21 protein-coding genes are annotated in these 19,923 nt (G+C 42.0%); 13 read left to right on the forward strand and 8 right to left on the reverse strand.

Translation table 11 applies throughout. From position 1 onward, the window contains the following. Position 1: 1 nt before the first annotated feature. The 6 genes from mobB to ACRHOZ_RS12720 form a co-directional block, all read right to left on the reverse strand. Positions 2 to 1,030 carry a MobB family relaxase gene (gene mobB / locus ACRHOZ_RS12695; protein ID WP_431126183.1) on the reverse strand — a complete coding sequence of 343 codons (1,029 nt, stop codon included), beginning with the start codon at positions 1,028 to 1,030 and terminating at the stop codon, positions 2 to 4. A 4-nt stretch (positions 1,031 to 1,034) separates the two neighbouring features. Further along, positions 1,035 to 1,589 carry a BfmA/BtgA family mobilization protein gene (locus ACRHOZ_RS12700; RefSeq protein ID WP_431126185.1) on the reverse strand — a complete coding sequence of 185 codons (555 nt, stop codon included), beginning with the start codon at positions 1,587 to 1,589 and terminating at the stop codon, positions 1,035 to 1,037. Between the two features lie 443 nt (positions 1,590 to 2,032). Further along, positions 2,033 to 2,482: a JAB domain-containing protein gene (locus tag ACRHOZ_RS12705; protein WP_431126187.1), complete on the reverse strand. Its 450-nt coding sequence runs from the start codon at positions 2,480 to 2,482 to the stop codon at positions 2,033 to 2,035. 79 nt (positions 2,483 to 2,561) lie between these two features. Then, complete coding sequence (locus tag ACRHOZ_RS12710; protein WP_431126189.1) at positions 2,562 to 2,939, reverse strand: DUF6876 family protein; 378 nt, start codon at positions 2,937 to 2,939, stop codon at positions 2,562 to 2,564. A gap of 7 nt (positions 2,940 to 2,946) precedes the next feature. Beyond that, positions 2,947 to 3,150 (reverse strand): hypothetical protein, encoded by a 204-nt coding sequence (locus ACRHOZ_RS12715; RefSeq protein WP_431126191.1) that lies wholly within the window; start codon positions 3,148 to 3,150, stop codon positions 2,947 to 2,949. Positions 3,151 to 3,224: 74 nt separating this feature from the next. Then, entirely contained in the window at positions 3,225 to 3,707 is a 483-nt protein-coding gene (locus ACRHOZ_RS12720; RefSeq protein ID WP_431126193.1) for a single-stranded DNA-binding protein, read from the reverse strand. Positions 3,708 to 4,422: 715 nt separating this feature from the next. Here ACRHOZ_RS12720 and ACRHOZ_RS12725 point away from each other — a divergent pair. Then, the gene (locus tag ACRHOZ_RS12725) at positions 4,423 to 5,316 is read left to right on the forward strand and encodes a hypothetical protein (protein WP_431126195.1); all 894 of its coding nucleotides are present in this window, start codon (positions 4,423 to 4,425) and stop codon (positions 5,314 to 5,316) included. A 31-nt stretch (positions 5,317 to 5,347) separates the two neighbouring features. After that, the gene (locus ACRHOZ_RS12730) at positions 5,348 to 6,805 is read left to right on the forward strand and encodes a hypothetical protein (protein ID WP_431126197.1); all 1,458 of its coding nucleotides are present in this window, start codon (positions 5,348 to 5,350) and stop codon (positions 6,803 to 6,805) included. 26 nt (positions 6,806 to 6,831) lie between these two features. Here the strand turns inward: ACRHOZ_RS12730 and ACRHOZ_RS12735 are convergent, their stop codons facing one another. Then, positions 6,832 to 7,323 carry a hypothetical protein gene (locus tag ACRHOZ_RS12735; protein WP_431126199.1) on the reverse strand — a complete coding sequence of 164 codons (492 nt, stop codon included), beginning with the start codon at positions 7,321 to 7,323 and terminating at the stop codon, positions 6,832 to 6,834. A 113-nt stretch (positions 7,324 to 7,436) separates the two neighbouring features. Between ACRHOZ_RS12735 and ACRHOZ_RS12740 the strand changes: the two genes are divergently transcribed. Both ACRHOZ_RS12740 and ACRHOZ_RS12745 read left to right on the forward strand, forming a co-directional pair. Next, positions 7,437 to 8,432, forward strand: a complete 996-nt coding sequence (locus ACRHOZ_RS12740) for an AAA family ATPase (protein WP_431126201.1) — start codon at positions 7,437 to 7,439, stop codon at positions 8,430 to 8,432. 9 nt (positions 8,433 to 8,441) lie between these two features. Continuing rightward, on the forward strand, positions 8,442 to 10,967 hold the full coding sequence (locus ACRHOZ_RS12745) for a S8 family peptidase (protein ID WP_431126203.1): 2,526 nt from the start codon (positions 8,442 to 8,444) through the stop codon (positions 10,965 to 10,967). A gap of 136 nt (positions 10,968 to 11,103) precedes the next feature. Here the strand turns inward: ACRHOZ_RS12745 and ACRHOZ_RS12750 are convergent, their stop codons facing one another. Beyond that, complete coding sequence (locus tag ACRHOZ_RS12750; RefSeq protein ID WP_431126205.1) at positions 11,104 to 12,360, reverse strand: phage integrase SAM-like domain-containing protein; 1,257 nt, start codon at positions 12,358 to 12,360, stop codon at positions 11,104 to 11,106. Positions 12,361 to 12,707: 347 nt separating this feature from the next. Here ACRHOZ_RS12750 and ACRHOZ_RS12755 point away from each other — a divergent pair, with 347 nt between their 5' ends. The 9 genes from ACRHOZ_RS12755 to ACRHOZ_RS12795 all read left to right on the forward strand — a co-directional run bounded on the left by ACRHOZ_RS12755 (position 12,708) and on the right by ACRHOZ_RS12795 (position 19,905). After that, on the forward strand, positions 12,708 to 13,379 hold the full coding sequence (locus tag ACRHOZ_RS12755; protein ID WP_431126207.1) for a hypothetical protein: 672 nt from the start codon (positions 12,708 to 12,710) through the stop codon (positions 13,377 to 13,379). Positions 13,380 to 13,503: 124 nt separating this feature from the next. Further along, positions 13,504 to 13,797: a helix-turn-helix transcriptional regulator gene (locus tag ACRHOZ_RS12760; RefSeq protein WP_431126209.1), complete on the forward strand. Its 294-nt coding sequence runs from the start codon at positions 13,504 to 13,506 to the stop codon at positions 13,795 to 13,797. Between the two features lie 23 nt (positions 13,798 to 13,820). Next, entirely contained in the window at positions 13,821 to 15,026 is a 1,206-nt protein-coding gene (locus ACRHOZ_RS12765; protein WP_431126211.1) for a DUF5906 domain-containing protein, read from the forward strand. 205 nt (positions 15,027 to 15,231) lie between these two features. After that, the gene (locus ACRHOZ_RS12770) at positions 15,232 to 16,086 is read left to right on the forward strand and encodes a toprim domain-containing protein (RefSeq protein ID WP_431126213.1); all 855 of its coding nucleotides are present in this window, start codon (positions 15,232 to 15,234) and stop codon (positions 16,084 to 16,086) included. Beyond that, positions 16,073 to 16,609 (forward strand): mobilization protein MbpA, encoded by a 537-nt coding sequence (mbpA, locus tag ACRHOZ_RS12775; protein WP_431126214.1) that lies wholly within the window; start codon positions 16,073 to 16,075, stop codon positions 16,607 to 16,609. The genes ACRHOZ_RS12770 and mbpA overlap by 14 nt, the downstream gene beginning before the upstream one ends. Next, on the forward strand, positions 16,606 to 17,463 hold the full coding sequence (locus ACRHOZ_RS12780; protein WP_431126216.1) for a relaxase/mobilization nuclease domain-containing protein: 858 nt from the start codon (positions 16,606 to 16,608) through the stop codon (positions 17,461 to 17,463). The genes mbpA and ACRHOZ_RS12780 overlap by 4 nt, the downstream gene beginning before the upstream one ends. Positions 17,464 to 17,473: 10 nt before the next feature. Continuing rightward, entirely contained in the window at positions 17,474 to 17,920 is a 447-nt protein-coding gene (locus ACRHOZ_RS12785; RefSeq protein ID WP_431126218.1) for a DUF6730 family protein, read from the forward strand. 149 nt (positions 17,921 to 18,069) lie between these two features. Next, the gene (locus tag ACRHOZ_RS12790; protein ID WP_431126220.1) at positions 18,070 to 19,143 is read left to right on the forward strand and encodes a Fic family protein; all 1,074 of its coding nucleotides are present in this window, start codon (positions 18,070 to 18,072) and stop codon (positions 19,141 to 19,143) included. A 204-nt stretch (positions 19,144 to 19,347) separates the two neighbouring features. Then, a complete protein-coding gene (locus ACRHOZ_RS12795; RefSeq protein WP_431126222.1) occupies positions 19,348 to 19,905 on the forward strand; it encodes a hypothetical protein in 558 nt (185 codons plus the stop codon). The last annotated feature ends 18 nt before the right edge of the window (positions 19,906 to 19,923 follow it).

Consider the following 19,923-nt stretch of genomic DNA (forward strand, 5'->3'; position numbering starts at 1 on the left):
ATCAAATTTCAATGGAGCTGGCACCGCGTGCTGTGTCGATGCCCTTTTTGATTTTTTTCAAAGATTTCAGCATCAGGTCCAGTTTGGACTTTGGAATCTGGGGCGGCAACGGCAGTTTGACCCCTGCCTTTCCCATAAGTTTCAATGCCAGGGCCTTTTCATTTTTGGGAAGCCCCGCAATCTTGGCAAAGTACTGGTAGGGGTTGGTACCTAGGGTCTTGCGCCCCTGATAGCTTTCCACATAGTTGCGGTCATAGCCAAAGAGCCGGTCAAAGGTCTTTTCCGCTGCCTCGAAGAACTGGTCCCGCTTGAAGCCACGTTTCCGTACCTCCCCGTTGAGCAAGGCCTCCGATTCGCGATAGCTACTCCCCGGGGATAGGCTGTAGCGGTTGTAGGCATCCTTCCGGCTCATGATGATATGAACGTGCATCTGCTCCCCCTGTTTTTTCATCCCCTCCGCAATGGGCTTACCATCGACCTGGTGGGGCATTTCCTTTTGGTGTGTGGCAATTTCCTTTTCCAGTTTGCCGATATCGCCCATGAGCTCGCCCAGTTCCACTTTTCGGATATCGTTACGCAACTTGGCGATCTTGGCGACATAGGGGCGGTTCTGCTGGATTTCCCGGTCCTTGCCCGAATAGGTGCGCTCGTGCTCGATCTTGGCGTAGTACTTCAGCTGGTCCACATGGACAGGGGTCTCCCGGTAAAAGGCCGCGGCATAGTCCTTCATCACCTCGCGCACATAGTGGCGGAGCAGCGCCGGATCATTGTTTATTGCCCTGAGCTCCCGCTTGCTGGGGTTGATGGTCAGGGAATAGAACTTGGGTTCCCGTTTTTTGAGCTTGGCGGTATTGGCATCGATTTCCTTGACCACGGTCTTGGCATCCACACGGTCGTTGTACTGGTCAAAGAAATGTCCCGCTAGCTCCGGGTGCTTCCCTTCGTTTTCCTTTTCGAGATAGTCCACGAAATCGGAGGCACTGGGATTGTAGGTACTGTCAGGATGCTGTCTTGTGATGGTAATGTACATGGCGTCAGGTCTTCGGTTTGTATTTGGCGATCAGGGTCTTCAGTTCCTCCGGGTACAGCTGCAATTTGATATAGGGCCTTCCCAGAGTCGGCTTTACCACCTCTGTCTTTTTGGACAGCAGGCCATGGATTTCACGTCGCGCCAGTTCCAGGTCGGCGGCCAATTTCAGTTTCTCCTCTTTCAGGTCGATCACGGCAAAGGCCTTTTTGAAATCCGTTTCGGTCATGGGCCCGCCGGCTTTGGAACGACCCTTTTTCGGGCCACTTTGCTCCTGTGCGGAGGAGTAGCCAAAGAGCACCTGCAACATGCCCAACATGGGCTTGATCTGGTCCTTTTCAATCTTGCGCAGCAGGGCGATAATCCGGTCCGCATTGGTGTCGGAGCGGTCCATAATCGACTGGACGGACTTGGATTTCTGGCCGGACTCCTTGGCCAGTTTCAGGTGGGCATCGATCAGTGTGTCCAAGGCCTCAGACTGGGTAGGGGCCAACTTTTGCGCATAGCGGCGGAACCGCTTGGCGGTGGCCTTTACCAATTTTATATTCGCATACGCTTCCATTGTAAAAATCAAGGTTCGTTATCCATAGCTGAAGGCAGTGTTGACAAGGGTTTTCGCGTGGTCATGGATAATAAAAAAGGCCTATGGATAATCCATGGATAATGATGGATAACCCATGGATAAGGACCCTTTTTGCCTCATTTCATAACCCATTGGAAACCGCAGGTTTACAATGGCGCAAACACCGCAACACCGCCCTGGCGTGTTGCCCTCTTGCTATTCCTTTTTCCCCCGCAGGGGAAAATTTTCAGCTTTATCTGAAGGTAGCTTCGATAGGATTTAAAACGGAAGAATTTTCAAATTTTAAGACGGTAGGTGATTAATTATTATGGAATTTCTTCCGATTCGTCAAAAAGGGTGAAAATCTTTCAAAGTGAAATAGTGGTATAAAAAACGGATCATTTTCAAAATGACCCGTTTCCAACCTGTATTTGGAGTTTGTTCTAAAGAAGCCCATTATCGGCAAAGCTGTAATAATCACCGCTGGGTACGATGATTAAATGGTCAAGTACCCTGATGTCCAACAGCTCGCCCGCTTTCTTAATCTTGGCGGTGAGTTCCCTATCGGGTCCACTGGGTTTTAGGGTGCCCGAAGGGTGCGAATGTCCGAGTATCACGGCAACACTCGCGGTCTTTAAGGCTACCCCAAAAAGCAGTCGCAAATCCACGAGTGTTCCCGTAATGCCCCCGGTGGAGAGTTGATAGATGCCCTTGACCTTGTTGCCGTTGTTGAGCAACAAAATTTTGAAGGATTCCTGTAATTCGATGGTGTCCTTATCCCAATGTTCAAACAGGATTTTGGCCGCATCCTGCGAGGATTGCACCTTTTTCCAAAACGGGGAGGCGATGCCCTCTTTGTAGCTCACTTTTATTTCGTTAACTTTCATCGTCATTGTTTTACCATCCAATGGTTTTTAAAATGATAAAAGAGGGGGTGTTTCGTTCGCAATGTCGCACCCCCCTCCACTTTTTTTAGTATTCACTCGGTAGCATCAAAGTACCGTTGACAAAAAACAGACGGAGTTTTTCCAAGGGAAAATCCGTTAGGTGGTATCGCTGTACCTCGAAGGTCAACCCATTGCCATCGGTATAGGTAATGGATGCGGCATAGCCCGTTTCTTCCCGTTCCCTTTCGTTGTGCATCTTGAAGTCCACGGTGATAAAGCGGCTCTTTCCCATAAGGCTACGGGCAATGACCGAAGCGTCCGTAACGAGCCAAAAGCAATCGGCTGCCTGCGCCAGATAGTGGATGCCTTCGGTATAGTGGGTACGGATGAGTGGAATATGGTAGAACACTTCCGACCCGTGGAAGTGCTGCAGGTTCTCGTTGATAGTGATGGCTTTTTCCATAGTATTGTTATTTGCTTCTAGGGTCATTGTCCTCTATAAAATCTTCATCCTTCACGCCATTGACTGCCCGTTCCAATCCATGAAGTACCTCTAACAAGGTTATGCGCTGACATTCCGCAGGGATATTGCCCTTTTGGGGCATTTTCTTGATAAGGTGCTGCAGTCCCCCGATAAGGGTTTCTGCTTGCCGTTTGAATTTTGTTGCATTCATGTGTCCTATCTTTTTATCGTACATGGGATAAACAAGGGATGCCCTTTGCGGGACGCCCCTTGTCCAAATCCGAATCACGATTTTTTGACATTGCCTTTGCCGTTTTCCGCTGTGGAATCTGTATCGCTTCCCTTGCCACCGTTCTTGACGGTGTCCGACTGCTCTTGCCCGTCCTTTTCATTGGACTTTTGGCTACTTGCTTTTGGCGTGGAACTGCCATTGGTTTTGCTCCCCAACAAAAGGACTTCGTCAGCCACGACCTCGGTCACATAGCGTTGGTTGCCGTCATGCCCCTCATAGGTTCGGGAACGGAGTTTCCCGATGACCCCGATCTCACTCCCCTTGGAAGCGTATTTCTCGATGATTTCGGCGGTCTTGCCCCAGGCCACAATGTTGTGCCAGTCCGTGCTTTCCACCTTTTGGCCTTTTCCATTTCGGTAATACTCATTGGTGGCCAATGAAAAGCGCACCAATTTTTTACCACTCTCCAAATCGGGGATGGTAAGTTCGCTCCCGATGTTCCCAATCAACTGTACATGGTTTCTAAAACTGCTCATAATGAAATGATTTAATTGCCCACATTTTACCGCGGACAGGGTTAATAAATCCCCTTTTGTTGTGAACCTTTTTCTTTTGTTTTTTGTCCATTTTAAGGGGTGTTTGTTTGATTTCTTCCGTGCGCAGCACAATGGACAAAGTGGGTTTTGTCAAGACTTTTGGAAGCAAATCAGGAGGAGTACGCGACGTAGTTTTTACCCACGGGCTAAAAACAAGGAAGTGGAAACCTTATTTGTGCCCAAAACCGGCTTGGTCTTGACGAGTTCCACAGGGGCATTAGCAATTCCCATAAACCCCTTTGCAAGGGAGCGTATGGGAAATTAAGCGACCGCAGCAAAACAGGGTTTGGGATGGAATTGGTTATGTCCTGCCTGTTTTTCGATGCCCCGAAAAACAACCCAGGCTTTATCCATTAGAAACCCCTTAAAATGATTGGGGCAAAGACCATGGTTTTTAGCCATTTTCGAGCAAGGGCAGCAGTAGCCCTTGCCGGAAATTGCGTAAAGAAAACTTTGGGATTTGCAGTAATGATATTGGGCCTATGCCGGCTATGCTCGGCGAGTAATTAACGCTGTCCTTGAAAAGATTGCATTATTCCTAGTTGGGGGTGTTGATATTCTCTTGTATAATGATGCACTTCTATTTGTAAAACTGTGTAATTTGTAATGGTGTGGAAAGCAACAAAACCCTTAATAAATTAATTAGAGAAAAGCCATGATACATCAACTCATCATAGATTTGGCCCATGATAAGGTTAGTCTAGGGAAAGCCTTGACCAGAGGAAAACTGATTGCCAATCAAATAAAAAATGAAACGTTCAAAAACTGGTTGGCCAAGGAATTGCTGGGCTACGAGCCCCTTGACCCTTTGCTTCCAAAATACAGAAGGATTTGGGGGGAAATCGAATTGACCGCTGAATTTCCATATGGGCATGTCAGAGATTTTCCCGTTGTTCTCCCGGATAACGCCGACGATGACCTCAAAAACGAGATTTACCACCATAGGGTTACCGAGCCAATTACAATTGTTGAACAACACATAGCAGAAATGGAAGGCAATGTGGGATACATTCACCTACCTGCAGGAATGGTGCAAATTTTGGCAAAATTCTACGAGAAATCTGTAAAGGGCCAAGGAGGTCAAGTCCGAAAAGGACAGCGTACCATCGGAAAGTCACAATTGTCGACTATTGTTGAGCTCACAAAACAGAAACTATTGGACACCTTACAGGAACTGGAAAATGAATTTCCTGAAATAGACAAGAACTATAGCCCTAACCCAGAAAACATTGAAAAAGTAAAGAATATTGTCAACACCAACATTTATGGAAACAATAACCCGGTAAACGTTGTTGCTGGTCAAGATGTGGGTCCAGTGGATATCCAGGTCAGTATTACCTATGAGCAAAAGGAACAATTGAAACAATGGGGCGTGGAGGATGAGGCCATTCAGGAACTTGAGGAGATTGACAAGGACAATCCGAAGGGAACACCTAGTCGCAAGGAAAAAATCATGAATTGGCTGGGCAGGGTTACTGCATCGATGGCCGGTAGGGGCATTTATGAGAATATACCGCAATTGGTTGAATACATTGGAACCATAACATAGGCATGATAGCTAAAAGTAATATCCTTTAATTGTGCTTAGGGCCCTAAATGAAAATAACGGGAGTATACATCCTACAAAAGGTGCGATGGGTTATTGCCCGAACTGTGGGAAAGGAGTCCGGGCTTATTGTGGTGAAATATATACCCATCACTGGAAGCATTTGGAGCTGGAACATTGCGATAGCTGGAGTGAAAAAGAATCCGAGTGGCATCGCACATGGAAAAAAGCATTTCCCTTGGATTGGCAGGAAGTGATTATCAAAAAATGGGGGGAGCAACACATCGCGGACATAAGAAATCCGAGTGGAACGGTCTTGGAACTACAACATTCCTCAATTTCATCTGAAACCATACGCATTAGGGAGGAGTTCTATGAAGACATGATATGGTTGCTGGACGCCCAACCTTTTAAACACAATTTTCATATCTACAGTTTGGTACGTTACCAATTGCGCGTAATGGAAGATTCATATAGTAATCTTATTGATTGGGGAGGCCCTGAAAACGAAGATGAGCATATAATAGGGGCCAAAAAGGAGTTGGAGGAAATAAAACGGAAAATTTCTGATTTGGAATGGCAACATAACCGAACGAAAGGCAGTATTGGCGAGCTGCAAGAGAAATTGAAAAAACCAGGCACCCATCTCAGAAAGGTCCTTAGGCCCAACAACTTTTATCTAAGGCATCAGTCGGGATTCAAGCCAACCGCTAAAAAGGAGTATGAGGAAAAGAAGGCCAAAATCAAAAGCTCAGGAGAAGTGATAACTATTAAATCTGAGAAACTGGAGAAAATCATCGACCTTGAAGATTGTCGCTTTGTTGGAATGGAACATTTCAAATACGTGGGAAGTGCCAGAGTAGCCCCACGCAATTTCAAAAGATGTTGTGCAATCCAAAAAGAATCAGGTGGAACCCTTTTCCCTGAAGTAAGATACTTTAACTCCGAGTGGGATTTCAAGCAGACGGCAACAAGTCCGAAATACCATCTCCTTATTGACCCTTCGGATATTGTTGAGGGTTTGAGAGTAGAAATTTCCCATTTGAGAAAAGAGCGTAAAAACCTAAAGAAAGAAAAGAGGGAATTGTTTCAGACCATGGAAGCTGAATTCCTCAATTTCCTGCAGTCGAATTTGGTGCAAACCAAAAAGGAATTGCAAAAAATAATTTCAGAAACTGAAAAACTTCAAAGAAAAAAGAAAGAGGTCAAGACTAAGATTGCTGGTTTAAAAGAGGAGGCCAAGAAGCGAAGGGAGGCGTCGGAAAAGGCCCTAATTCAGCAAAGAAGAATTGAAAAAGGGGATATAATGAAGCGTTACCAAGGACTCTACGGTTATAGATGGAAACACCGTCGTAAAAGCTGGGATTTTTCATCAATGCCAATATATCTAGATTTTGGTCCGCATATATTTAAAGTACTTGATCAGAGTACCTTTCGCAAAATTTCGAAGGACGCTTTTATGGATACCTTTAAAAATGGGGGGATTCCCTAGTTCCATAGGTTTTTCAAGCTATACCATTATGGCTCAAACCCATGATTTTCGATATCCTCTAAAATTCTAGTGGCTTTAAGGATAATTTCGCCCAATTCGCTGTTTAATTTCTTCAACTCATTTGGTTTGACAAATTTAGCCCCTCCATATTCCCATCTTCTACCATTATCTAATTTTTTATATTTAATTTTTTTATTCTCCACCATAATGGAGTCTTCTGTAATGGTCCAAACCCCATGGATAAAATAGTTTCGAATTTTGATTTTGGGCTTGACAGATGCAATAAATCCGGAAATCGGATTCGAATAGTCATTGTGGAAGTGGTTCAACTCTTCCAGAAGTCCCAGGCGCTTGCCGAGAGTCTGGTCCTTTACAATGGTAATCCCGAACATATCGTCAATTTCGTGTCCATTTCGGACGATGATTTTGACCAAGATATCATGTACGAGCTGTTCAATGGTGGCAAATTGCGTGGCCAATAACCCTAAATCCGCATAGATTTCTTTACTTTCTAGCATGGTTTTTGAGTATATCTATCTACTTAAAATTACCTATGGCCGATTGGGGTCGGAGATAATTTTTGGCCAAAAGAATGTAATATTTCATAGTTTTGTTTTAAGATTGCCTTGGTTTGAACAAAGATATTTTAAAAAGACTGTTTAGGAGTATTGACGGTAATCCCGAAGATGATATCGTCAAAGTTGCCTATGATATTATCAAGGACGAGGAGGAAAAGGGACATCACGTATTATCAAAGCAATTGAGTGCAATTTTGGAGGAAAATCTCCAGACCTCAAAAAAATTGGGCAAGGAGCTCAAGGACATATTTTCGGGGTCCAGTGCAAAGGGAAATGCAAAAGAATTTCCGTTGGCTGTCCAAATACCACGTGATAAGCTTAGGCACGAAATGGTCCTGTCCAAGGAAATCGAGGGCAAATTCCAGCGTATTGAAAAAGAATTTGTTGCACGGGCAAGATTGGCCAAGCATGGTTTACGGCCAAAACAAAAAATATTGTTTTTTGGGCCTCCCGGATGCGGCAAAAGTATGGGCGCGGAACGCCTGGCATGGAACATTGGGCTCCCGTTTTATAAAGTACGTTTTGAGGCGGTCATCTCCTCCTATTTGGGGGAATCCCTGATAAACCTAAAAAAACTATTCGATAACATAACGCATGTGCCTTGCGTTCTGCTTTTGGATGAGTTTGACATTATCGCCAAATCCAGAAACTATGGGCAGGATGTTGGTGAAATGCACCGGTTGGTGAATATGGTTCTTTTCCTTCTGGAGGAATACAATGCTCCGGGGTTATTGGTGGCAACCACCAATCTGGAAACCTCACTGGACAAAGCGGTCTTTAGACGTTTTGACGAAGTCATTGAAATCGCAAAACCGGGAAAAGATGAAATTCTGCGACTCTTGGAAATGACTTTTTCTTCAACCAAGTTGCCTAAAGAGATTGATTTTTCGAAATATTTGGACAAATTGGATGGCTATTCTTCTGCCGAAATCGTTAAGATTGCGGAAAATGTTATAAAATCCGCGGTAATTGATGGCAACAGTGGTATCGAGAGTAGTAGTTTTGACAAAATGATCAATGAAACTATAAGATTTCATGAAAACAAGTAGTGAATATCTATGGCATTTGATCACCTACCCTTACCCTTCAGATTAACAAACCCATACAATTCGCCATACGGTCCGGGCAAGCGGCCAGTGGTAAATGACCCAGATGAGCGAACCATTAAGAATAGGGAAAACAGAAAAGCGCATGGTGAAGGCTTAAACGAGAAGTCAAATGAAATCATTGGGTACTGGCAGGACAACCTTAAAAAAAGAAGGGAGTTGGGATTGCCGGAGCTACCCGAAGCCCTACCCCTATTTCTCCAAGTAGATCCCAATGTTTTTGATCCGGACAGACTTCGCTCTTTTGGTATAGACGTCATATCCGAGGAAGAGGACGGGTTTTTAATTGGTGCCTCGGCGGACCTGAACCTAGGAACCTTAAAAGATAAAATTGAAAAATTTCTAAAGGAGGAGGGAAAATTCGGGAATACCGCGGCTCAGCTCTGGGATATAGTAAGTGGAAAACAATGGAGGATTGATAGAATCCTATCCAAGGAACTACTTGCAAAATGGGACGAAATCGATGATTCGGAACTATTTGTCGTGGATATTGCCATAGCAAGCCATGTGCATATTCCGGCCTATCCGAACTGGGACAAGGACAAAATATCCAAAGAGGAATACCAGGAAAAGATAGCACGTTGGGAAGCAAAAAGGGATGCCTTTCAAATCGAACAGGATGAACTCTCCATGCAACGACAGGGAGAACTTGAAGCCTTTATTCAACCTTATCAAGCTTCCTTACTCAGTAGCTATGTTGAGTCCGCAGATAGTTTTTCATGCCGAATGGAAATATCCGGAAAGGGACTTAAGGACTTGGTTTTAAACTATCCGTATCTATTTGAGGTTGAAGAGTACGATGATTTAAGGCAGGCCGTAGCCCTTGACGAAGGTTTGGTGGATCATTCAAAGTTGGAGATTTTTAGTCCGGCGCAGGAAGATCCAAACGTATGCGTTATCGATAGTGGCATTCAGGAAAACCACGCATTGTTGGAGCCAGGAATAGCCACGGCCCATTCCATTAGCTATATTAAGGGAGATCCCGACGATACCGCAGATTACGTCGAACGTGGTGGGCATGGGACACGAGTTGCGGGAGCCGTTCTTCACGACCAACTTCCTATAACCCAAAATCCCTTGCAATTGTCGAAATGGGTCCAAAATGCGCGAGTCCTCGATAAGGATAATAAAATGCCCCCATATCTCTATCCCCCAGATTTGGTAGAGGAATTAGTGGGCCGATTTTATGGAGAATACAATACAAGGGTCTTCAACATGTCGATAACTTCCAAGTATGGCTACATAACCACCAGGATGTCGAAATGGGCAGAAGCCATTGACCAGGAACAGTGGAATGAAGATATCGTTTTTGTGCTTCCCTCTGGCAATCTGACCAAGGAAACCATCCATAATTATTTACTAGGAGATACGGAATACGCAGGTTTTTTGTTGGAGAACAAGTCCAGGGTTGCCAATCCATCACAAAGTCTGCTTTCGTTAACAGTGGGTTCAGTAAGCCACGGACACTATGAAGATGAGGATGTAAAATCAATAGCACAAAAAGATTATCCCTCATCATTTACAAGAACTGGACTTGGCATATGGGGTTCGATAAAACCCGAGCTGGTTGAATACGGCGGGGACTACGTGGTTGAAAAGGAAAGTGAGGAAAAACTGTTGTCACAACGCCAAGACACTTCGCTTCATTTGGTCCGATCAACAATGCATGGCGGCCCAGCAACCGCCATTGATGGCATAGGTTCTTCATTCAGCGCACCAAGGGTGGCCAGTATACTTTCGACGCTTGAATCCCTTTTGCCAAAAGAATCCGCGCTATTGTACAAGGCTCTTGTGATTCAATCGGCCAGATGGCCAGAAGATATTTTTAAAAAACAGGCGACCTTGAACTACCTAAGGCTCTACGGATACGGAATGCCAAATTTGGAGAGGGCCACTAGCAATAATGACCACAGGGTAACGCTGACAGGAACCGGCTCAATTGTGCCTAAAGAGGCAGATATTTATGAGGTGAAATTACCTGAAAGTTTAAGGAGGCCAGGTGATTCCTATGATATTTTAATTGAGGTGACCTTGGTTTTTAAAGCTAAACCAAGACGGACACGAGTAGGTTTTCGTTCCTACTTTTCGGGTTGGGCAGATTGGCATTCTTCAAATTTTGGGGAAAGTTCGGAGGCTTTCAAACAAAGGCTGCTGGTTAGCGAAGAACCTGTTGAAGTTGTAAGAAATGTAAATGAGGAAAAAATCCCATGGACCATCAATGATAGGGCCAATGCTGGAATACGTGATGTTAAATTGAACAACAATGTACATCAAAAAGATTGGGCCCTGGTCAAATCCAACAAACTGACCGAGAGTTTCGGTATAGGTGTGGTTGGACATGCTGGATGGGACAAGGACTTAAAACAAGAAATCCCTTATGCAATTGCAGTAAGTTTTGAAGCCGTCAATAAGGATATTGAAATTTATAACAGGATTAGGGTCCAAAACCAACAACAGGTTCAGATTGAAATATACTAAGAGAAGATCAATCACGGTTAATTTACACAAGATTCAAAATTTATTTTGCTTTATCTTTTCTTATTTGGATACTCCCAAGCTTCTTATGTGAAGAATTTATTCTTCTGCAAAACAAGGGTGAGTTGTTCGGTTTGGATTATGTTGTTACTAATTCGTTTACTTCATCCAAAACTTCGTTCTCAAAGTCCTTTAAGTAAATCTCTGTGGTCCTGAGGGATGCATGACCCAAGCTTTCACTTATCAATGCGGTGGAGATTCCAATATACTTGGCAATGGTCGCCCAAGAATGACGGATGGTATAGGTGGTGAATTTTGCTTCTATTCCGGCATCCTCTGCAATTACCCTAAGACGTTCGTTCATACGACGGCGCTGGCTCTTGTACTTCTGGAAATGTTTGGTGGAGCCGTCATAGTTGGTGGGAAAAAGATAGTCCCCTTTCTTCTTTCCGGCCAAATAGAAAAACAACAGGGTTCTCAGTTTTGGATGAATCTTGACCGACAAAGGGGTTCCTGTTTTACTTCGGCCGTAATGGAGCCTATCTCCTTGGATGTGGTCCGTTTTAACCTTTACTAAATCTATGAAGTTCATCCCTTTACAATAGAACATTATTAGTGCATAGTTCCGTGCATTCCAAAGGGGGCCGAAAGGCTCGTATTCGAGTTCACACAATCGTAAAATCTCTTCTTTGGAAATAGCTCTCTTTTTTGTTCTGATGGTTGCTGGAATCTTATAAGACTCAAATACACTTTTTGTTGGTTTATAGTACTCTTCGACAATGGCTTTGTTATAAATGGATCGAACGGCTCTTAGTATTATACCAATAGTATTTACACTGTTGCCTTTGCCCCTATGGTGGGCTTCAAAGTTTTTAAGGAAAGTGACAGTAAGGTCGTATAACATGATGTCCTCTCCATTGTTGTATTTGACGATTTCATCAACACCCTGTTGGTACCACCCTGCTGTATGAGGGCTATCTGCATTTAAACTCCGTTGTATCACGATGTTTGACCATTGTATAAGGGAAATCTCATTTTCCACCTTGTTTTTGATATGAGATTCAGGATTTTCATCCCATTTCTCTTTAATGTGCTGAATGAGACGGTCAACAGATATAAGCCCAACACTATCACCTATTTCTCGCAGTAGTTCTTTTGCCTTAAAAAACTTGCGGTCCAAGTCTATGTTAATCGAATCGCAATCCAGATTTTTATTTACAGGTGCGGACTTCTTTAACTGAGATTTTGACTCATCCCATCCTGAAGCCAAGGTATAAACATCCATTCGTATAAACCTAGGCTTTTTGTGATACACGCTTAAGACCACTGGATACTTTCCTGAGAGTTTACTTTTGGAGTGTTTTCTAGTATCCAGAGTTAGGGTTATCTTAGCCAAAGCTGACGTTCTTTTTCATGAAAGTAGAAAAAGAATTGTGCATAGTTTGTGCAAAGTTTTTATGTTATTGATATACTATGATATCAATAAAACAATCATAGATTTAAAGATATATAACTGGAAATCAATTAAATAAAAATAAATCTGTTCATTTATAATTTTAAAAATTAAAGGCTGTCACGCAGGGGGTCGCGGGTTCGAGTCCCGTCCAGACCGCACCAGTAAACACAAGGCTTCCGAGAAATCGGGAGCCTTTTTTCTTTCCCTTGGGTACAACATAGGTACAACACTTTCCAAAGGTAATTTCTTTTGTTTACATTTAGGTTAATCTTGTGATTTTCATTAGAATGAAGGGAGTTATTGAGGCCATAGGAAAGTTCTTTTACAAGTTTCTAAAGAAAAAGGAAAGCTTTTATCATTCCTTGGATAAGAGTGAAGGGAAGAAAATCCTTTTTCTTTTGACCTGTATGACACCTATCGCTTTCATCGCGGCCTTCACTTTTTCCGACTCCTTCAAGACACAGCTTTTGATTTTCACAGGGTATTTGAGCATGGCCTTCCTAACCATTATTCTTTCAGCTGGCTATCAGTCAGGGCTAAAAAGATTCCATCGGGACAAACATGGATTGGAAATGATCAAAATCAATCTTTACGGAAAGGATTTCCCAAAATTATTGTTGACGGATGAAGATTTGGATAATTTTCATTTGTTATTGATGGGATATATTCCCCAAACCAAAATAAACAATCGTAACCTCATAAAAAATGGCAGCTCGGCCAATTATTTCTTTGTGTTTTCTTTAATGCACCGTTTTGTCAGGAATGGAATAATTGACATCGATACAGCTCGTCGTAAAATGCTTTTTGAAATAATCAGGGAATCGTTCTCGATGAACGGGAATCCTGTTAATCCCAATACGCTGGAATCAAGTTTCAGTAGATGGAACACTTCAATGAAAGATAAGCAACTGGTGGTTCTTGAACATGAAAAAATCATCGAAGTATTCGGAGAACAATAAACTTACCGCAATTCTTTGACAAGCCCCTCTTATTGTTCCAGTTAACGTGATTAACTTTCCTATGTTTGCCTAGCGCATTCACGGTAAAGGCCTTTACTCAATCATTAATTTAAATCGAAATCTAATGACTGAGGAAAAGAAAGTCGTAGGACTATTAACTGAAATTAAAACCCTGCTTTCCCAAAACAAACGGGTTATGAACGTAGATGATTTGGTGGCCTATACGGGACTGTCAAAAAGTAAGATCTACAAACTCACTTCACTCCGCTTGATTCCCATGGGCGAAAACGCCCATGTACGACAGAAATTTTTTGACAAAGAGGCTATTGATGCCTGGCTCTTGGGTAAACCGGATTTATCCGATGAATTTTTGGAACAAAAGTTCAATGAGCAGCTGTTGAAAAGAAAAAGAGTTTAGCTCAAGAATCTGAAAGTTTAATTATGGAAACAATCCCCTACGTAAGGGTGGGCACGACGTATTATAAACTGGTAAAATCGCCCACAATTTCAGGCCATTTTAACGAACAATTGGTTTCGTGGAGTGAACACACCATAAAGCAAGATCATGGTAAGGATTTTTTGAGCAAGGTTCCAAAATATGATGGTTTCACTTGTATTCCCAACCATATAGATTTCAAAAAAGAACACCATGGCTTCTATAATATTTACTCTCAGTTAAGCTTTGTTCCAAAGGAAGGCACCATCGATAAGACATTACAATTCTTGGAGCACATCTTTGGGCACCAAAAGGAATTGGGATTGGATTATCTGCAATTATTATATGTAAAGCCCATCCAGATTTTGCCTATTTTGTGTCTGGTCTCTTCAGAACGCAGTACAGGAAAAAGTTCTTTCTTAAAATGGCTAAAGGAAATATTTGAAAATAACCTTACCTATCTCACCAATGACAGCTTTGGCAGTCAGTTCAATGCGGATTGGGCCAATAAGCTTTTGATATGCATTGATGAAGTATTGTTCAATAAAGAGGAACTGACCGAGCGCATAAAATACCTGAGTACCACCAATAGAAACAAGTTGGAGGCCAAAGGGAAAGACAAACGTGAAGTGGAGTTCTTCGGCAAGTTTATTCTCTGCAGCAACAACGAGGATAACTTCATAAAAATTGATGGAAATGAGACCCGTTTCTGGGTTCGTAAAATTCCTCCCATCAAAAATGAGGAAACAGACTTTTTGGAAAAACTCATCGCTGAAATCCCAGCATTTCTATTCTATCTGGGCAATCGTAAAGTCAGTACTATTCAATCCACTCGAATGTGGTTTTCACCCAACCAACTATTTACTCCAGCGCTTAAAAAGCTAGTGAACAACAACCGCAACAGAGTGGAAAAAGAACTGGCCAGTCTACTACTAAGTGCCATGGACAAGTTTGAGTTGAGCGAGATTCAACTATGTCCCATGGATGCCCTCCACATGCTCAACAAGACCAGAGTGAAGACTGACCTGACCCAATTGCGTAGACTGTTAAAGAAGGATTGGAAATTGGAAAACCAGAAAAACTCAAACAGCTACCAGCGGGCAACCATTTGGAACAATGGTGAAATCAATCTAGAGGATGCAAAAGGCAGGTACTTTTCCATATCCAAGCATTTTCTACTGAAAAATTTTGATGAAATGATGACATCCTAGGACCATCCCTTTGTTTATGGGATTTAAATCCGTCATCACTTTGTCATCATTCCGTCATCAAAACAAAGAATGATGACAAAGCCTAAACCAAGAAAAGAAGAAACGATGAAACGATGAAAAAATGATGAAGCCAGTAAGACCAACAGGAATAACCCTTTTGAATGATTCTTCATCAAGTCATCAAAATTTAAATGTACAAAGAGCCATGAAAGAAAAAAGATTTAACTGTGAAAGAGCCCGTACCGTTGGCATCGTTGAGACGATGGCAAAGCTAGGGCACTTTCCAGTAAGGGAAACGGAAAAAGAAGCTTGGTTTCTGAGTCCGTTCCGGTCAGAAACCCAAGCCTCTTTTAAGGTCTCCAAAACCTTGAATAGATGGTACGACCATGGTGAAGGCCTTGGAGGAAATATAATCGACCTTGTTTGCCGATTGAAAAGCTTTGGTGTCGGGGAAACCTTGACATGGCTCCAAGGCCAAACAAGTTCTTTTTCTTTTCACCAGCCCCCATCAGTTGTGAGAGAGAAAAAGATTAGTATTGACGCTATAAGGCCAATAAGTCATGTGGCATTAATTGACTACCTACAAAAGCGTCGAATCCCGTTGACCCTGGCCTATGGATATATTAAACAAGTGCACTTTGGAATAGGCAAAAAATCCTTTTTTGCCCTGGGGTTACAAAACAAAATTGGAGGTTGGGAATTACGCAATTGTTTTCAAAAATATTGTGCATCTCCTAAGGCCATCACCATAATAGAAAATAACAATCCAAGCCTTACCGTAGTTGAGGGAATGTTCGATTTTTTGTCGCTTTTGGTCATCCGGCCAAAATGGTTCACTGAATCCGATGTACTTGTTTTGAACTCACTAGCCTTTGCCACGAAAGTCAATTCCATCCTAAAAAAATATTCCGGCCTCAATCTAGCGCTGGACAATGACAGCGCAGGAGATAAAATAACCCAATATTTAATCGGATTGTATCCAAAAGCTACAGACCGAAGAAATTGTTATGCCGGATTCAAGGATATAAACGAAAAATTGATGCATCATGGGCGGGAGTAATTTGGAAAAAGAATTGGATGCACTTGAAGTTGCATTACGTCGTTGGGCAGAAAAAAATAACGTACCCCTCACCCAAGAAAAGGCTGTACCTACTGTGACATTATCAGAATTGGTTGATGAGACAGCTAACCCAAAACGTAATTCTGTTAAGAATTCGAGATGTGTGTCTGTGGACACAATCTCGCCTGCTCCCGATGGTCGCAGGGAAAAAAAAGAGTTGTTTAAGGGGAAAACCCAGTTGGTGAAATTCCGTTGTACCATGTATGAAAAAAAGTTGCTATTGGCCAAGTCCAGACTCTGTGGATTGTCATTAAGTGAATTCCTTCGCAGGGCGGCCATGGAACAAGCTACAATTGAACGGCTGTCTGAGGAGGAAATCGAAATCTATCAAATGTTGGCCAAATACCACAACAACTTCAAATCTATTGGGAATATGTTCCGGAAGAAGAGTCCAAAGCTGACTGAAATGGTCTACGAAACCGCTAAGCAAATCAAGGAACATCTTAAAAGATTCAGTAAATGATTGGCAAGGGAAAATCCATATCACATACCCGTGCCTCGATGGGTTATGGTTGGAATCAGGAAAAGAATGCCGAAGTGGTGCTCAGACAGCACTTGGTCGGGGAAAACCCCAAAGAGATTACCGAGGAGTTTCAGCGCATACAGGCAATGAACCATAACTGTGAGCGCAACACACTATCTTTTGTGCTCAGTCCTACAATCAATGATGGGCAACGTCTAAAAAAACAAGAGCTTGAAAGAGTCGCTAAGGAGTTCATGGAGAAAATGAAGCTTGGTGAACGACAAGCCATCGCATTTGTCCATAGGGATAAAGATCATACCCATATCCACTTATATGTGAACCGTATTGACTTTAAAGGAATCGCCTACAATGACAGCTTTATTGGCAAACGGAGTCAACAGGCCGCTGAAAAAACTGCTGAAACATTACGGTTGACCACCGTTAAACAAGTACAAATGGTACGGGAATTCCAGACCAAAGAATTACGCAATGAAATCAAACGAAGACATGAACTGACCTTAAGACATCAAAAACCTGAAAACTACCAACAGTATCTCGAGGGCATGAGGGCCAATGGGGTTCAAGTCATCCCTAGCATCAATAAGCAAGGTAAACTCCAAGGGTTTCGGTTTGAATTTCAAGGACACAGTTTTAAGGGAAGTGAGATACATAGAAATATGGGCATGGCTGGAATTGGCAGGGAATTGACACGTTACAATGCACCAAATAAAATCATCTCGCCAAAGAACACTATCAAATTGTTGGACAAAGTGGTTCCGGTTCCTCAGAAGTTGGCAATATCCCTTGCCAAAAAAGCAATCAAGAAATCCATTGACCTAGGAATGGGTATTTAAATTCTATGCCATGAATAAACTTGAAACAATCACACAACTTTTGGTCAACGAGCTGACCGATTTTGAGGCCAATGTTAAAAGACTGGAAAATGGTCTCCAGAGGGCCGAGGATTTAAAGGTCAGATTTGACCTGGCTCCCATTGATAACTTAGTATCTGAACTAAAAAGTTTTCAGCAAAAGGAAACCGAAGATCGGGAAGCCTATGTAAATAGATTGAATAGAAAATTAGAAAATGCTAAGATCTATCCGAAATGGGCGGTGATTACCTTTATCAGTTCCATGGTAGTTTCTGCAGTAGCAATTTTGTTTGGCTATATCCAATACGAATCCAAACAGGACATAAAAAAAGAAGCATATAATCTGGGAATAGAAGCCTATCAAACGCATCTGAATACGTTTTTCGAAGAGCATCCAAAAACCTATGAGGTTTACAGTGATTGGAATAAAAAGCAATAAGCAATTCATTACTATCTCAAATGCCTTTAAAAAGATAATCCTTGTGCATGTTTTCATAACGTGCACAAAAAAAAAGATTATTTGTGCATAAAATGACCTTTATGCACAAAAAAAGTTGTTTCTTGTATAGCAAAGCAAATAAGGATTAGTTGGAAACAGAAATTCAAATTCCCTTTCTACCGCCAAAGGTTCAAATAGAGACAGTTGCTGTATTGAAAAACTTAAATGCAGCAAGCCGTGCCCTGGCCCAATTAAAGGGAGAGGTAAAAAAGATACCCAATTCACAGATACTTATCGATACCATTTCATTACAAGAGGCAAAGGACAGTAATGAAGTTGAAAATATTGTGACTACGGATGATGAGTTGTACCAGGCTGCTATCGAGACCAAAAATATCTCGCAAGCGGCTAAAGAGGCGCAAAATTATGCCCAGGCCTTAAAATTGGGTTTCAAAATCATCAGGGAAAAGGGTGTGCTTAGCATTAACGATATCAAAAGGATACAAGAGCTGGTGTCACCAAACCATCCTATAAGAAAAGTACCTGGTACGGTTCTAAAAAACCCAAGAACCCAAGAAGTTGTATTTACACCGCCCCAACAATACAGTGAGATTATGGCCCTGTTCAACAACTTGGAAACTTATATTAATGATCCTAAAGCACATCCCGTGGATCCTTTGCTCAAAATGCCCATCGTGCATTATCAATTTGAGAGTATCCACCCTTTTTATGATGGAAACGGTAGAACTGGGAGAATACTGAATATGTTGTATTTGGTCCATCAAAACTTACTGGACATCCCTGTTTTGTATTTGAGCAGTTACATCATTAAAAACAAAGCGGACTACTACAGATTGTTGCAAAAAGTTCGAACGGATGAAAGCTGGCAAGAATGGTTGTTATGGATGTTAAAGGGAGTAGAAATTACTGCTAAGGACACTATTGTGGTGGTCAATAATATCAAGCACTTAATGGATGATTACAAACAGAAGATTCGACGTGAATTCAAGTTTTATAGTCACGATTTAATCAATACCCTTTTTAAGCACCCCTACACTAAAATTGATTTTTTAGAGCGTGAGCTTAATGTACATAGAAATACTGCAAGCAGCTATTTGAATGCGCTGGCCCAACATGAAGAACAGTTTTTGACCAAGTTGAAAATTGGGAAGAGCAATTATTTTATCAACCATAGATTGCTACAAATTTTAAAAAGTAGGTGATCGAAAATTAAGGTCACTTCTTTTTCTGGCTTATCGTAAAATATATTATACATCGAAGAGCTAATTAGAGACTTTCTTGATTGGACAAAAACCACAGTTTTTTTATAGGAAAACCCCAAATAACAATTGCCATTTTTTAATGCGACTTGGTTTGGTTATTTTGGTGATAACGTTGAAATCCCCCTTTAATTTAGAGAATCGTTTATGCCAGAGTGTATCGAATGCGCAGCTTATACCAAATTTAAAAATGGGCTATGCAGTGATTGTTATAATAAGCAAAATGGAAATCCTTGGGTTTCAGGAGTAATTAAAGGAAGAATAGCAGAGACTATTGTTGAGCAGCTCTTTATTTCATTGGGCTTTCAGGTATTTAAATATGGAATGGAAAACTCTATTCCTGGCATTGCGGACTTACTTAAAGGTGTTCGTGGGGATGTATCAAAGAATATTCGACAAATGCCGGATTTTGTGGTTTTTAAAGATAAAAAGGCACATTTTATTGAGGTTAAATTCAGAAAAAGCGGCAGACTTGCTTTAAAGGATATCGAAAAGTATGATGACTACCCTTTTGAAAATGCCTTGTTCATCTTAATAACTCCTAAACATATTAAGTGCATTTCTTACTCTGAATTAAAGGCTGGTAAAGAAATAACCGAAAATTGCAGAAATTGGTTAGGAAATCGAAAAGAATTTGAAACGTGTAAAGACATGATAATTGACTATTGCAAGTACGCTGTGAAGTTTTTCGAAAACGTGGAATGATAAGCTCTTAAAGCAAAT

This window comes from Flagellimonas flava (genome assembly GCF_050617915.1).
GTDB classification, from domain to species: domain Bacteria; phylum Bacteroidota; class Bacteroidia; order Flavobacteriales; family Flavobacteriaceae; genus Flagellimonas; species Flagellimonas flava_A.

Coding starts and splice junctions, on each gene's coding strand:
- mobB (WP_431126183.1), bottom strand. CDS start 1,030: ATGTACATTACCATCACAAGACAGCATCCTGACAGTACCTACAATCCC.
- ACRHOZ_RS12700 (WP_431126185.1), bottom strand. CDS start 1,589: ATGGAAGCGTATGCGAATATAAAATTGGTAAAGGCCACCGCCAAGCGG.
- ACRHOZ_RS12705 (WP_431126187.1), bottom strand. CDS start 2,482: ATGACGATGAAAGTTAACGAAATAAAAGTGAGCTACAAAGAGGGCATC.
- ACRHOZ_RS12710 (WP_431126189.1), bottom strand. CDS start 2,939: ATGGAAAAAGCCATCACTATCAACGAGAACCTGCAGCACTTCCACGGG.
- ACRHOZ_RS12715 (WP_431126191.1), bottom strand. CDS start 3,150: ATGAATGCAACAAAATTCAAACGGCAAGCAGAAACCCTTATCGGGGGA.
- ACRHOZ_RS12720 (WP_431126193.1), bottom strand. CDS start 3,707: ATGAGCAGTTTTAGAAACCATGTACAGTTGATTGGGAACATCGGGAGC.
- ACRHOZ_RS12725 (WP_431126195.1), top strand. CDS start 4,423: ATGATACATCAACTCATCATAGATTTGGCCCATGATAAGGTTAGTCTA.
- ACRHOZ_RS12735 (WP_431126199.1), bottom strand. CDS start 7,323: ATGCTAGAAAGTAAAGAAATCTATGCGGATTTAGGGTTATTGGCCACG.
- ACRHOZ_RS12745 (WP_431126203.1), top strand. CDS start 8,442: ATGGCATTTGATCACCTACCCTTACCCTTCAGATTAACAAACCCATAC.
- ACRHOZ_RS12755 (WP_431126207.1), top strand. CDS start 12,708: ATGAAGGGAGTTATTGAGGCCATAGGAAAGTTCTTTTACAAGTTTCTA.
- ACRHOZ_RS12760 (WP_431126209.1), top strand. CDS start 13,504: ATGACTGAGGAAAAGAAAGTCGTAGGACTATTAACTGAAATTAAAACC.
- ACRHOZ_RS12765 (WP_431126211.1), top strand. CDS start 13,821: ATGGAAACAATCCCCTACGTAAGGGTGGGCACGACGTATTATAAACTG.
- ACRHOZ_RS12770 (WP_431126213.1), top strand. CDS start 15,232: ATGAAAGAAAAAAGATTTAACTGTGAAAGAGCCCGTACCGTTGGCATC.
- mbpA (WP_431126214.1), top strand. CDS start 16,073: ATGGGCGGGAGTAATTTGGAAAAAGAATTGGATGCACTTGAAGTTGCA.
- ACRHOZ_RS12780 (WP_431126216.1), top strand. CDS start 16,606: ATGATTGGCAAGGGAAAATCCATATCACATACCCGTGCCTCGATGGGT.
- ACRHOZ_RS12785 (WP_431126218.1), top strand. CDS start 17,474: ATGAATAAACTTGAAACAATCACACAACTTTTGGTCAACGAGCTGACC.
- ACRHOZ_RS12795 (WP_431126222.1), top strand. CDS start 19,348: ATGCCAGAGTGTATCGAATGCGCAGCTTATACCAAATTTAAAAATGGG.